This is a genomic window from Romboutsia sp. 1001216sp1 (genome assembly GCF_039841805.1).
Taxonomy (GTDB): Bacteria; Bacillota; Clostridia; order Peptostreptococcales; family Peptostreptococcaceae; genus Romboutsia_C; species Romboutsia_C hominis.
Window position 1 is genome coordinate 130,154 of the sequence record NZ_JBDPHA010000008.1, and the last position, 14,710, is coordinate 144,863.

General features: G+C 26.3%; 13 protein-coding genes and 1 pseudogene. 12 read left to right on the plus strand and 2 right to left on the minus strand.

Annotated features, from left to right (window positions below; all coding sequences use genetic code 11):
• Window positions 1–63 precede the first annotated feature (63 nt).
• On the minus strand, window positions 64–768 hold the full coding sequence (locus tag ABHC41_RS09725; protein WP_271892109.1) for a helix-turn-helix domain-containing protein: 705 nt from the start codon (window positions 766–768) through the stop codon (window positions 64–66).
• A gap of 204 nt (window positions 769–972) precedes the next feature.
• Between ABHC41_RS09725 and ABHC41_RS09730 the strand changes: the two genes are divergently transcribed.
• The 9 genes from ABHC41_RS09730 to ABHC41_RS09770 all read left to right on the plus strand — a co-directional run bounded on the left by ABHC41_RS09730 (window position 973) and on the right by ABHC41_RS09770 (window position 10,803).
• Complete coding sequence (locus ABHC41_RS09730; protein WP_092925102.1) at window positions 973–1,719, plus strand: nitrogenase iron protein NifH; 747 nt, start codon at window positions 973–975, stop codon at window positions 1,717–1,719.
• A gap of 89 nt (window positions 1,720–1,808) precedes the next feature.
• The gene (locus ABHC41_RS09735) at window positions 1,809–2,714 is read left to right on the plus strand and encodes an ABC transporter substrate-binding protein (RefSeq protein WP_271892108.1); all 906 of its coding nucleotides are present in this window, start codon (window positions 1,809–1,811) and stop codon (window positions 2,712–2,714) included.
• 2 nt (window positions 2,715–2,716) lie between these two features.
• Complete coding sequence (locus ABHC41_RS09740) at window positions 2,717–3,700, plus strand: iron ABC transporter permease (protein ID WP_092925110.1); 984 nt, start codon at window positions 2,717–2,719, stop codon at window positions 3,698–3,700.
• Window positions 3,700–4,497 carry an ABC transporter ATP-binding protein gene (locus ABHC41_RS09745; protein ID WP_195928667.1) on the plus strand — a complete coding sequence of 266 codons (798 nt, stop codon included), beginning with the start codon at window positions 3,700–3,702 and terminating at the stop codon, window positions 4,495–4,497. The genes ABHC41_RS09740 and ABHC41_RS09745 overlap by 1 nt, the downstream gene beginning before the upstream one ends.
• A 72-nt stretch (window positions 4,498–4,569) precedes the next feature.
• Complete coding sequence (locus ABHC41_RS09750) at window positions 4,570–5,859, plus strand: nitrogenase component 1 (protein ID WP_271892106.1); 1,290 nt, start codon at window positions 4,570–4,572, stop codon at window positions 5,857–5,859.
• A complete protein-coding gene (locus ABHC41_RS09755; protein WP_271892104.1) occupies window positions 5,846–7,054 on the plus strand; it encodes a nitrogenase component 1 in 1,209 nt (402 codons plus the stop codon). Before ABHC41_RS09750 ends, ABHC41_RS09755 begins: the two co-directional genes overlap by 14 nt.
• Before the next feature lie 16 nt (window positions 7,055–7,070).
• The gene (locus ABHC41_RS09760; RefSeq protein ID WP_166505654.1) at window positions 7,071–7,538 is read left to right on the plus strand and encodes a pyridoxamine 5'-phosphate oxidase family protein; all 468 of its coding nucleotides are present in this window, start codon (window positions 7,071–7,073) and stop codon (window positions 7,536–7,538) included.
• Between the two features lie 121 nt (window positions 7,539–7,659).
• The gene (locus ABHC41_RS09765; RefSeq protein WP_271892102.1) at window positions 7,660–10,107 is read left to right on the plus strand and encodes a cell wall-binding repeat-containing protein; all 2,448 of its coding nucleotides are present in this window, start codon (window positions 7,660–7,662) and stop codon (window positions 10,105–10,107) included.
• Between the two features lie 141 nt (window positions 10,108–10,248).
• Window positions 10,249–10,803, plus strand: a complete 555-nt coding sequence (locus ABHC41_RS09770) for an NAD(P)H-dependent oxidoreductase (protein WP_195581193.1) — start codon at window positions 10,249–10,251, stop codon at window positions 10,801–10,803.
• Window positions 10,804–10,905: 102 nt separating this feature from the next.
• On the opposite strand, the gene ABHC41_RS09775 is transcribed toward ABHC41_RS09770, so the two are convergent.
• The gene (locus tag ABHC41_RS09775) at window positions 10,906–11,094 is read right to left on the minus strand and encodes a hypothetical protein (protein WP_092925122.1); all 189 of its coding nucleotides are present in this window, start codon (window positions 11,092–11,094) and stop codon (window positions 10,906–10,908) included.
• Between the two features lie 160 nt (window positions 11,095–11,254).
• Between ABHC41_RS09775 and ABHC41_RS09780 the strand changes: the two genes are divergently transcribed.
• The 3 genes and pseudogenes from ABHC41_RS09780 to ABHC41_RS09790 all read left to right on the plus strand — a co-directional run.
• Complete coding sequence (locus tag ABHC41_RS09780) at window positions 11,255–13,102, plus strand: ATP-binding protein (protein ID WP_166505651.1); 1,848 nt, start codon at window positions 11,255–11,257, stop codon at window positions 13,100–13,102.
• 318 nt (window positions 13,103–13,420) lie between these two features.
• On the plus strand, window positions 13,421–14,107 hold the full coding sequence (locus ABHC41_RS09785) for a GntR family transcriptional regulator (protein ID WP_092925126.1): 687 nt from the start codon (window positions 13,421–13,423) through the stop codon (window positions 14,105–14,107).
• 418 nt (window positions 14,108–14,525) lie between these two features.
• Window positions 14,526–14,710: pseudogene (locus tag ABHC41_RS09790) on the plus strand (D-mannonate oxidoreductase); the annotation flags it as partial.

The following is a 14,710-nucleotide window of genomic DNA, read 5'->3' on the forward strand; positions in this document are numbered from 1 at the left end:
TTTTATTTTTAAATACAAATATTGATTATTTAAATAATATAAAAAGCTAGATAATAAAATTAATTAACTAGCTTTAAGATTATTTCTATATTCAATAGGTGTTATACCATTTAGTTTTTTAAAAAGTGTTGTATAGTAGTTATGGTTATTATATCCAACCAATAAAGCAACATCTAATATTGTAAAATTTTTATTTTTCAAAAACTCTTTGCTTTTTTCTATTCTAAATTTATTTAAAAAATTAGTAAAAGTATATCCAGTTTCTTTTTTAAATATAGAACAAAAATAGCTTTTATTTATGCTTAGATAATTGCAAATATCATCCATATTAGTAGAAGCGTAATTTTTATGTATGTAATCAATACTATCTTTAATGTATGGATTAAATTTATTATCTTTATTAATTTGACCTTTTATAATGCTTTTTAGCATAGTTAATATGTAGTTAATGCAAGAATAAGGTTTAAATGGAATATTTAACTCACTACATATATATTTTGATTTAAATGGTCCAACTATAAAGTATCCATTAAATCTAGTATCCGTTAAAGGTGTTACTATAAAGTGTATATTTTCAAAATATGTAAGGTTTATACTTGAAATAGTACTTTCTTTTAAATTATTATATATGTTTGTTTTTTCTAATACCAAATCAATATCCTTTGAAAATCCTATTTTATAAATAGGGATAAACTTTTCATTGACAAACTGTATAGGAATATCTAGACAGTCATAAAAATCTTTCAATATACTTTCCAAATTACTCATGATCTCCTCCAAAACTTGATTAAAACTAGTTAATATAATCAAATTATTTTAACTTTAAAATTTAGAATTGAAATATTTTAAACTGAAAATATTTATAAAAATAGCAAATATAATTAAAGAACTATAAAAATTTTTATAATATACTTAAAGAGTAAATGATAATCAATATCATCAATATTATCTATTAAAACGAGGAGAAAGTCAATGAGAAAAATAGCGATATATGGCAAAGGAGGCATAGGTAAATCTACGACAACGTCGAATTTATCAGCGGCTCTTTCACAATTAGGATATAAGGTAATGCAAATAGGGTGTGACCCAAAAGCAGATTCAACTAAAAATCTAATGAAAGGAAAGTTTATACCTACAGTATTAGATGTAATGAATGAAAAAGGTGACGATATAGACCTTAAAGATATTGTATTTGAAGGATATAATGGAGTGCTTTGTGTTGAAGCTGGAGGACCAACTCCTGGTGTTGGATGTGCTGGTAGAGGTATAATAGCAGCTTTTGAAAAGTTAGAAGAATTAGAGGCTTTTGAAGTTTATAAGCCAGATATAGTCATATACGACGTACTTGGAGATGTTGTATGTGGAGGATTTTCAATGCCAATAAGAAATGGATACGCTAAGGATGTTTATATAGTAACATCTGGTGAGATGATGTCTATGTATGCAGCGAGTAATATATCTACAGCAGTTAATCAATTTAAAAGTAGAGGATATGCATCATTAAAAGGTATTATATTAAATGCCAAAAATGTAGATGGTGAAGTTGAATTAGTAGAAAATTTATGTAATGAAATAAATAGTAATGTTTTTCACTATATACCTAGAAATCAAATAGTTCAAATATCTGAAAATGATGGGAAAACAGTTATAGAAAAAGATAAAGAGAGCGAGATGGCAAGTATATATATGAATTTGGCTAGAAAAATAGTTAGTGAATAACTAGCCTGTAAAACAGCAATTTAGCTTATAAAAATTATATAAAAATAAACACATTAAATATAAAATTAAAACAAAATGGAGGAAATATTATGAAATTTAGAAAATTAGCATCAGTATTTTTAGTATCAGCATTATTTATAACAGGGTGTACTAATAATAGTAGTCAAAGTGAAAAAGAAAGTGATACAGCCGTTAAAGGTGCTCAAGTTGAGGAATTAGACGTAGTAGCTGCGACAGTTTCAGCTACACAAGTATTAGATAAATTAGATGCAAATGTTATAGGAATACCTACAACTAAAATGGAAATACCAGAAAAGTTTAAAGGATTACCAGAAGTAGGTCAAGCAATGAATCCTGATTTAGAAATAGTAGCATCTCTAGAGCCTGATGTATTTATAATGGATAGTATGTTTAAAGAAAATGTAAAAGATAGTATGAAAGAGTATGATTTAAATACTTTCTACTTTAATACAGGAACATATACAGAATTTGTAAAAAGTATTGAAGAGTTAGGAAAAAAAATAAATAAAGAAGAAGAAGCGACTAAAGTAATAAACGAATTAAAAGAAGTTGAAAAAGAAGCTACAGCTAATAAAAGTGAAAAAGCACCGACAGTAGCAATAATATTTGGTGGAGGAGAAAACTTCATGTTAGCCACAGAAACTTCTTATTTAGGGGATTTAGCAAAAACTGTGGGAGCAGAAAATATAACTAATAAATTAGAGGGAGATATGAGTTCACCTTATGTTCAATTTAGTTTAGAGCAAATAATAAAAGAAAATCCTGATTATATACTTAGATTTGCACATGGAAATATAGAAGAAACTAAAAAAGCTTTTGATGATGCTTTTGATAAAAATCCAGCATACAAAGAGTTAGATGCATATAAAAATGGAAAAGTGATAGATTTAGACCCTGCTATATTTAACGTATCTGCAAACCTACAAGTAAAAGAAGCTATAAAAACTTTAGGGAATGTACTTTACGGTAACTAGGTATGAAGCTAAATAAAAAATATTTAACTATAGGTATAAGTTTTATAATGTTAGCAGTACTTTTAGTACTGCTTTCTACTATAGGTAGTGTAGATTTAAGTTTTAATGAAATAATTAAAGCTCTTATAAATGATGATAATAAAGTAGTAACTACTATTGTCTATAAGATGAGGTTACCAAGAAATATACTAGCAGCATTAGTTGGAGCAAACTTAGCAGTAGCAGGAATATTACTTCAATCAGTTATGAAAAATCCACTAGCAGACCCTGGTATAACAGGAGTATCAACAGGTGCTAGTGTAGCTGCTATTATAATACTTTTATTAGCTCCAAAGTATACGAATATACTACCTATAGTTGCATTTGTAGGTGGTGCTATAGCATGTATATTAGTATTTTTAATGGCTTATAAAAATGGAATAAAGCCAGGAAGAATAGTATTAGCAGGGGTTGCTGTAAATACTATATTAGGAGGAGTTATATCATTTTTATCAACAATGTATAGTGATAGGATACAAAGTGCTATGCTTTGGTTAAATGGAAGCTTAGCTACTAAAACTTGGGTAGATGTTAATATGTTATTTGGATATTCTATAATAGCACTTATAGTATCACTACTTCTTATAAGAAGTGCAAATGTTTTACAACTTGGAGATGAAGCAGCAACAAATCTTGGATTTAATGTTAACTTAACTAGACTATTAATTTCAGGTGTAGCAGTATTTTTAGCTGCTATATCAACATCAGTTGTAGGAGTTATAAGCTTTGTTGGACTTATTGTTCCTCATATATCTAGAATGATTATGGGAAGTGATCATAAATACACTATACCTTTTAGTATGGTACTAGGGAGTATAGTATTATTAGTTGCAGATACTTTAGGAAGAACCATAGGTGGAGCTATAGAAATACCAGTTGGAGTTATTATGTCTATAGTTGGAGGTCCGTTTTTCTTATACTTACTAAGAAAGAGAGGAGATTATTAATGATAAGTGCTAGTAATTTAAAAGTTGGATATGAAGATAAAGTTATAATAGAGAATTTAAACTTAGAAATAAATAAAGGAGAAGTTGTATCCATAATAGGTCCAAATGGATGTGGAAAATCAACTTTATTAAAGAGTTTATCTAGGATGATAAAGCCTTTAAGTGGAGAAGTTTTTTTAGAAGGAAAAAGAATAAAAGACTTAAAGGGAAAATTAATAGCTCAAAAGGTGTGCTTATTATCTCAACACAACAATGCACCTATGGATTTAACAGTTGAAGAACTTGTTTATTTTGGAAGAATCCCTCACAAAAAATGGTTTGAAACTAAAACAAATAATGATAAAGAAATAGTAGACTGGGCAATAGAAAATACAGGCCTTAGTAAATATAAAAAGACTCCAATAGGGGCATTATCAGGAGGAGAAAGACAAAGGGCTTATATTGCACAAGCACTATGTCAAAAGCCAGATATATTACTTCTTGATGAGCCTACTACATATTTAGATATATCATATCAACTAGAGCTTATGGAGTTAGTTAGAGAAATAAATGAAAAGTTTAAAATAACAATAGTAATGGTACTACATGAGTTAAATCAAGCTAGTAAGTATAGCGATAGGCTTATAATTATGAAAGATGGTCAAATTATAAGTGATGGTAGACCAAATGATGTTGTAAATAAGGATGTTATAAAAAAAGTTTATAAAATAGAGTGTGATATAGATAATGATCCACAAAGTAATAAACCTAGAATACACCCTATAAAAACTATAAAGGCACAAAGACTAGTGTCTTAAAGCTAATGATTAAATAAGTCAATAAATATAAGAAAGAGTCAAAATCAAAATTTACATAATAAGAGGAGAAGTATGTATACTTTAGATATTTTAAATAGATTAGATGAAATAAATGAAGATAAAGATATAAAAAGTTTATCTCATGCAATATTTCCAGGGACACATTGTCCATTATTTGGGGTAGCCCTTACTGCAAGTTATATAAAAAATATGCCACTAGTTGTAGTAGGAACTAGTGAATGTACTTACTACACTAAAAACTTTGCATATCATAGACAAAAAGGAAATGATAGTGTCTATTCAGTAGTTTTAAAAGACAAAGATATAGTATTTGGTGGGCAAAAAAAGGTAGAAGAAGCTATAAAACAAATAATAGAAATAGAAGAATGCGATGCCATAATGATAGTAACAACTTGTGTACCAGAGCTTATAGGAGAAGATTATTCTTCAATAGAGTATAGCTTAGATGGTGAAGTTGATGTACCTATATTTGTAGTAAACACAGAACATTTTAAGTGCAACTCTCATATACCAGGAATGTCTAGAAGCTTAAAAGCACTAAGTACTTGTATGAAAAAATCAAAAGAAAAAGAAGGAATTAACATACTAGGACATAGGCAAGAAAATGTTGAATCTACAGAACTTGTGAAACTTCTTAAAAGCGAAGGAGTTAGCATTAATACTGTGATACCATCAAAGTGCGATATAGATGCTATAAAAAATGCATCAAAATCAAAAGTAAATATAGTAACAGATATGATAGCAATAGATTTGGCTAAAGCTATGAAGAAAAAGTTTGATATAGACTATATATACTTTGATAAGCATATGGATAAAAGTACAATATATAAAAACTACAAGAGATTAGAAGAATTATTAAATGTAGATTTATTAAATAAATTAGAAGATAAGATAGATGAATATGATGAGCTTTTTAGAAAGTGTAGTGATATTTTAAAAGGAAAAAAACTTATATATGGAAATACACCTATGATGGCTTTTGAAACTGTAGACTTTTTAAGTGATTTAGGTATGATACCAGTGTTTGTACAAATTAGAGAGTTATATGAACAAGATATAAAGTACAAGGAAAATATATCTAAAAAAGGATATAACCCATACATAAGTAGAATAGCAAATATAGCACCACTTAGACATTTATATGAAACAATAGGAGCAGATGTATATATAGGTCACGAAAGCCCTATAATACTTAGAGAAAAAGGGTTAATGCAAATAACACTAGACTCTCATGCACAAAAAATAGGATATGAACTACCTATAGATATGATGAAAGACTTAATAAAGCTATATGAATTAGAAACTAGCAAAATGGGAGGAATGATGTATGCAGGTATGTAAATATTTCCCCGTAGCAAATGATAGAATGGGAACAGTATGGACACTGTCATCAATAAATAATGCATGTATTATAGAATTTGGTCCAGCAGGAACAACACACTATTCAATAGAGGCAATAGGAAGCTTAAATGGAGAAGAAAGAGCAAAAATATATTCAACTCATATGGATCAAAGTGATGTTACATTTGGAAAGTACGATAGAATTGAAAATGCAATAATAGAATTAGATGAAAATATAAAGCCTAAATACATATTTGTAATGGCATCATCTATATCATCTATAATAGGTGCAGATATTAAAAGTGTATGTAGAGTACTTAAAGATAAAGTAAAAGCAAAATTAATACCTATAACTACAGGTGGGCTTAAGGACGACTACAACATAGGTGTTGAAAATATATTAGAGTTATTAGTAAAAGAAATAACTAAAGACAACACTAAAGATATAAATAAGTACAACATTATAGGATATAACATAGATAAATACAACTTCTTAAGTGATAGCTATGAATTAAAAAGAATTATGAAAGAGCTATTTAATAAAGACTTAAATACAATGTTTACTTGTGATACTTCTATAGAAGACATAGAAAACGCAGCGAAAGCATCTCTTAATGTAGTAGTTAGAAAAGAAGGATTAAAAGCTGCTAAATATATGAAAGAAAAGTACAATATACCATATGTATATAAAAGTTTATATGGTCTTAAAAATACTATGGAATTTATAGAAGCAGTAAATGAAATAGAAGGGTATGAGCTAAACAAAGAATTATACAATAAAGAAATAAGCTTTGTTAAAAATAACATGTTTAGTGTAAAGCGTAAGTTCTTCTTCTACAAAGAAAGTAAAAAATGTGCACTATTTGGAGATTATGATACTGTACTAGGAATAAGTGATATGCTTAGTGAATTAAATTTATGTGTAGATAGAAAAGAAGTGCTACATAAAATAGACAGTGAAGAAGATTTAGTTTCTACAGGAAGTGAATTGGATAGAATGAAATATCTAAAAAATACACAACTTCTAGGATTATTTGGTGATGGACCAAGTTTAGACATGAAAAGTAACGCTAAGATGAAGTTACAAGTAAGTAATCCAAACTTAAATAAAGTAAATATATATCCATACACTCCATATATAGGTTTTAGAGGGTGTGTATATATAATAGAAAGAATACTTAACGTAAAGTTATAGACAGGAGACAATTAATATGGAAAATATAATAAACAATCAAAAAAGCTTAATGATAAGTTCATTAAATGAAAATAAATTACCAGAAATAAGTTATGCACCATTTGTTATGATAGATAAAGATATATATTTATATTTAAGTAAAGCAGCAAGTCATTACTATAATTTAACAAATGATAAAAATTGTTCAGTTATGATAATAGAAGATGAAAAAGATTCAAAAACTATATTTGCAAGAAAAAGAGTGTCATTTGAATGTGAAGCTACTAAATTAGAAAATGCAGATGAGGCTATATACAATAAGTTTGATGAAGTACATGACCCATCTATGATGATGGTATTAAAAACTTTAGACTTTGATATATTTAAGTTAAATATAAAAAGTGGAAGATTAGTAAAAGGATTTGGGCAAGCTTTTGATATAAATATAAAAAATAAAGAATTTGAATTAATTCAAGTAAAAGAAATAAATCATAAGGGTAAATAGAAAAAACACTTAGCATAATATTATGCTAAGTGTTTTATTTTATAATATTATGAACTTACTTTGAGAATATAAAACATATATGTTATAATTTAGTATATATACAAAAATAGGGGGAAAATATATGAAATTAAAGAAAAGTGTATACTTATCATTAGCTATAAGTGGCTTAATGTTGGGAAATGTTTCTTATGCTAATTCTAATGAATATGAAACATATACAAAACCAATGCCTAAATCACATAGCATATCTAATTACATGTCAGAGATGCCTACAGAAGTCAAACAAGATATAGAGGAACTTAATAATTTCAAATATCTAAAAACCAAAACAAATTCAAACTATGAGGTAGCACTAGCTAGCCAAGATGGAAAATATATATTTTATAAAGAAGCTAATACTTACGATGAAGCTGTAAATATAGCAAAAAATATACAAAATGAGTATAGTTATGAAAATATAGTACCATCAGTTATAAATAAAGAAGGTTTAATAGTATATAGTACAAACTCTATAGGTCGTATTGTAAAATTAGGAGATGGAATATCTGAAAGTTCTATAAACTATACTGCAAAGTTATATAAAAATGCAAACGACACTAATGAATATACATATATAAATCATGGATATATAGAGGATGTTCCAGTTATAGAAGAAACTGAAACTATGGCAAAGATAGAAGTTGCTGGATTTAGCGGATGGATTAAAAAGCAAGATGATAAAGGTACAAATATAGTAGTACTTCCTATAAATCAAGCTAAAAATTTAAGCTACTATAAAAATGTAAATGGAAAATTAAGCCATTATATAAGTTCGAATGTACAAGGAAATACAGGAACTTATAGAACAATAGGACAAGCACCTTCATTTATGAAAAATGAAGTAAAGTATTATAGCTATGATGGAAATTATTTTTATGATGATATAAACAAACTTATAAGCGATGCAAAAGAAAATAATCATAACAATGCAGTAAATACTAATGAACCATACTATAACTACTATCAATATTTACCAGGTAGAAGTAAAAGTTCATATGATGCTAATGATATAAATGAGTATTTTAAAGCTAAAACACCAAGTGACAGTGTTCTTAGAAATACAGGAAAATATTTTATAAAAGCTCAAAATAAATATGGAGTAAATGCATCAGTTATGGTTGGAATAGCTATGAATGAATCAGCTAAGGGAACGTCTACTTTAGCTAAACAAAAAAATAATATATTTGGAATAAATGCAAAGGATAGCAATCCAAATAATGCAAATTACTTTAAAAGCATAGAAAATTGTATAAATGAGTTTGCAAAAGAATGGATGTCAAATGAATATTTAAATCCAAATAGTTGGAAATATAATGGTAATAATCTTGGAAATAAAGAAATTGGATGTAATGTTAGATATGCATCAGATCCATATTGGTCAGAAAAAGCATCAAGTTATATGAATGAAATGGATGTAGAATTATCATCTAGAGGTTTAGGAGATGACTATAATAGATATAAAATAGGAATGCTTAATAAGTCATCAAATATAAATGATAAAAGTGGAAATAGATTATATACATCAGATAAAGGTGAAGTAGTTTTAATATCTGATGATAGAAACTCAAATATTGAGATAAATCCTGATAGAATAACTCCATCTAATGTAGCTAATCCTATACCAGGAAGTTATGACTATACATTTAAAGGATATGTAAATAAAAATGATGTAAATATTATAAATAATCAAAAAGATAAGGTAATATTAGATACTATAATAGGTAATGATAGATATGAGACAGCTGCTATGATATCTGATAACCAAAACTATACTAGTGCAATACTTGTTAATGGAGATAAAACATTAGCAGATGGACTTAGTGCAAGTGGATTATCAGGAATAACTAAATCACCAATACTTTTAACAAAAGTAGATTCTATACCAAATGAAACAAAAGAAAGATTAAATGGAGTTAATAAAGTATATTTAATAGGTGGAAAAAGTGTTATATCACCAAAAATAGAAAGTGATTTAAAATCACAAGGAAAAGAAGTTATAAGACTTTCTGGAAATAGCAGAGAAGAAACAAGTTATAAAGTTGCAGATGAAATAAAAAAAATAAATCCAAATATAGATAAAGTATTTTTAGTAAATGGATATAAAGGAGAACCAGATGCTATGAGTGTATCTCCAATTGCAAGTCGTGATGGAGTACCAATAATATTAACAAATGGAAAAGACATACCATTTAACACTAATAACAAAAGTACTTATGTTATAGGATCTAGTATATCAATGAGTGATAATATAGTAAATAAAACAAATGCAACTAGACTTGGAGGAAGTGATAGATTTGCTACTAATAAGCTAGTTATAGAAAAGTTCTATCCTAATACTAATGAGTTTTATATATCAAAAGGATATACATTAGTAGATGCCTTAACAGTATCTCCACTTGCTAAAAATTATCCTGTTGTACTAGTTCATAACAATAGTGATAAGTCAGTAATAAAAAATGCTACAAAACTTATACAAGTAGGCGGTATAGACAAGTCTATAGTTAATGAATGTATAAATGTAATAAAATAAATTATAAAAAAATAGAGTGTAAAATATCTTACACTCTATTTTTTTATGTATTTAGTATATACATATCTATATTGTATGAATATTAAATAAAAATATTATTTATACTAAATACATATAAGAAAGAAAGGAAGGATGTATTTTATGAAAACTACAATAATAGTAGCAAGTCCAAGTGAAAAATCTTTTAGTAAAAAAATCGTAGAAAAATTATCAAAAAAGCTGATTGAAAATAGAGCAGAATATGAAATAATAGATTTGTACAAAGATAACTTCAATCCTGTAATGACTGAAAAAGAAGAACAGTTATATAATGAAGGTAAGACTGATGATGAATTAGTTAAAAAATATCAACAAAGTATAAGAAATAGTGATGAGATAATTCTAGTTTTTCCAGTTTGGTTTAACAATGTACCTGCAATACTAAAAGGTTTTTTTGATAAGGTATTTATAAAAAACTTTGCATTTAGTGAAGAAGATAATAAAACAAAGGGACTTTTAAGCAATATAAAATCAGGTATGGTTATAACTACATCAGAATCAAACACAAGCTATTTAAAAGATAAATTAAATAACCCAATAGAAACAGTAATAATAAAAGGAACATTAGAAGTTTGCGGAATGAAAAATATAAAATATATAAATTTAAATGTAGAAGATAAAGAAAAAGAAGATGTATTTGAAAGCTACTTCAAATAATAAAAGTTATTTAGAAATTTATTTTAAATTACAAAAAAGCTATCTATAAACAAGATAGCTTTTTTTATTAAAGGGAAATTTATTTTTTAGAGGTTTTGTAAACTATTTTACTTCTTTAGCTTGATTAACAAAATCGTCAAATGAAGATGCTGTTATTAGTTCATCTCCTACGTATGCTGTAAACTCAGCACCACATTCACCTATACATTCATTTTCTATTTCTCTACCTAGTAAAGCCTCTCTTAAATCATCTATACTCATTCCAGAACATGCTGAACAAACTCTTATCATAATTATATCCTCCTAATTTATATTAAAATAATTTGAAATTATTATATTTTATATATACACACTATTTAGAAATTTTAAACAAAAAAAATTAAAAAATACCATTTTAATTTAAAATATACTATAATCTATCATAGGATAATGTCTAACGGGGGAGGAAATTATGTTAAATAAAGAAGAATACTTGAAAATGATTTCTTACATCCCTATACCATATGTATATATAGAGATGGATGAAATAAACAAAATTAAAGTAGTAGATATAAATAAAAGATTTAATGAATTAATAGGGGATAAGATAATTAAAGGAAATATTTATAGTATTGACAATATAGGATACAAAGAAGCTTTTCTAGAAATAGATAGGCATATAGAAGACAAAATTAAAAAAATATATATAAAAGATATAAAGTCATTTTATGAAATAGAGATAATAAAAATATCAGAAAATAGATATTTAATATGGTTTAAAAGAAAAATTGATATAGATAAAAATATAAAAGAACTTATGAATGCATTAGGTGGAGTTATATGGCTAAAAGACAGAGATGGCAGGTATGTATATACAAATAAAGAAATAACAGAAGGTAAATATACAACAACTGAAAATATGATAGGAAAAACAGATGAAGAGATATATCCAGAGGAGGTAGCAAAATTATTCTCAAAAGGAGAAGAATATATTATTAAACAAAGTAAAGAATCTAAATATGGGCTATTTTCTTATGATGGAAAATTTTATAATGGATTTATAAAACTTATAAAAAATGAAAATAAAGAAATATTAGGAACCATAGGAATATGCTTAGAGGTTATAGAAAATATTGAATATAATAATCAATTGTCAGCTATTAAAATGTTAAATTTAATTAGTGATAATATTCCAGATAGTATATTTTTAAAAGACAAACATGGAGTATTTAGACATTGTAATAAAGTATTTGCAGAAAATAGAAATATGACTAAAGAAGATATCATAGGAAAAACTGAAAAAGATATAAATACACCTCATGATAAAATAAAGAAATATGAGATAGAAGAAAAAAATATAATGAAAACTAAAAGTAAGCTTATATCTAATAATTCATCTATATCAGATGATGGAAGAGTTAGATATTTTGAAACAGTAAAGGTACCAATGTTAGATAGCAATAAAGTTGTATCTGGGGTGCTTGGAATATCTCGAGATATATCTCATAGAAAAGAGGCAGAGCTTGAATTTGAAAGCCTTAGAATGGAATTTTTTGCTAATTTATCTCATGAATTTAAGACACCATTAAATCTTATATTTAGTTCTATACAGTTAATGGAAGCTATTACAAAACGAAATAACCATGATGAAGAATATAAAAAATATACAAATATAATAAGACAAAATAGCTATAGGTTATTAAAAATGGTAAATAATTTAATTGACAGTACAAGGCTAAATGCAGGCTGCTTAGAATATAATCCGCAAAATTATAATATAGTAGAGTTTATAGAAAATATATGTGACTCTGTACAAAGCTATGCAAAAGAAGAGGGGATAAAATTAATCTTTGATACAAATGTAGAAGAAAAAATAATGGCGTTTGACTTAGAAAAAATGGATAGGATTATATTAAACTTACTATCTAATGCAATAAAATATAATACAGAAAATGGAATTATATACGTAAAATTAGATATAGATGATAAAAATTTAAATATGAGTATTAAAGATAGTGGAATAGGTATACCAAAAGATAAATTAGAAGAGGTATTTACTCTATTTAAGCAAGTAAATAATAGAATAACAAAACCTAGCGAAGGAAGTGGAATAGGTTTATCAATAGTTAAATCTTTAGTGGATTTACATGGAGGTACTATAAAAGTAGATAGTGAAGAAAAGGTAGGAAGTGAGTTTAAGATAGTTATACCAATAAGGTTATGTGAAGAAAACTATGTAAGCCAGAATGCATTTAAATATAATAAATATGTAGAGAATATAGATATAGAGTTTTCTGATATATATACTTCTGTAAGATAGACATATATTAAAATTTTATTATATATAATTAAAAAATTAACTAAGTATTAATTATATATAATATATTAATTTTATTTTCGTAGAATTTTTAGCTAAAATTCTACGAAAGTAAAATTTATTTATAATTTATAAAGAATTATATAGTATTATCACCACATAGTTGTTACAATAAAAGTGAGGAATTATTTTATTTTTGTCAATAATCAATAATTATGGTAAAATTTTATTTTATAATCTTAGAGTTTTTTGATTTATATTGTGAATTTACTAATATACTAATATACAACACTAATAAAAAGTAACCAATTGGAGGAAATAATGATACTTTACGAAAAGAAATACAAAGAAACAGGTAAAGAATATGCATATAGAATTTTAAAAGACAATATAATGTCTTTAGAACTAAAGCCAGGAGAACTACTTAGCGAGTCTGACTTATCAGAAAAACTAAATATATCAAGAACACCTATTAGAGAAGTTTTAATGAAATTAAAAAATGAGCACTTGATAGAGGTTAAGCCGCAATCAGGTACTTATGTTTCTTTAATGGATAGTAAAATAATAGACGAAGCTATATTTATGAGATCTACTATAGAAAAAGAAGTTTTAAAAGAAGCTTGCGAATATTTTCCAGAGGATTTATTTATAGAATTAGAAAAAAATCTATTTGCACAAAAGTTATTATGTGATATAGAAGGAAAAGAAATAGAGTTTCATAATTTAGATAAAAAATTTCATAGGTTAATATTTTTAGGATGTAATAAAATAAACATATGGGATAGTATAATGAATATAAGTACTCATTATAATAGAATGAGATTATTATCTGAAATGAAAACTAATAGAAATAAAATAATAAGTCAACATGAAGAAATGCTAAACATAATAAAAAACAAAGAAGTAGATAAGATAGATGATTATATACAAAAACATATAGTATTACCAGCTAAAGAATGGAGAACATTGATAAAAGACAATGATGATGTAAGTATTTATTTTAAATAAGTATCTGTAATTACAGATGCTTATTTTTTTACATATAAGGAAATTATATCAAGTATAAAACTGCTCATAACTTATAAAAATAAGATATTTCAATAGGCTTGAAAATGTAAATGGATTCGCCCACACAGTGGCTTAAAAAATGACATTTTGAGCAACGGACGAAGTCGTTGGGGACATGAAGCATTTCGCCGACACGTCGCTTACGTGAAGAGAATTTTTTTATGAACTAAAACCTACTAAGTAAATGTTAAATTATATTAATTGTAATGTAAACTAAATAAATTTAGTAAAAAATAATTATTTTATGTAGAAAATAAACGGAATATAAAATATTTTATAAAAAAATGAAAAAGATATTGTTTTCCTGAGGAGGATATGCTAGTATACAAGTATAGAAGACTAAAGGGGAGGCAATAACATGAAATTACCATTTAATGTTGATCTAAAAGATAAAGTAGTTGTAGTAACAGGTGGAACAGGAGTACTTTGTGGAGCTATGGTTGATGCATTAGCAAAGTGTAATGCAAAAGTAGCTATACTTGCACTTGGAAAAGAAGCTTGTGAAGCTAAAGCTAAGGATATAGTAGATAATGGTGGATGTGC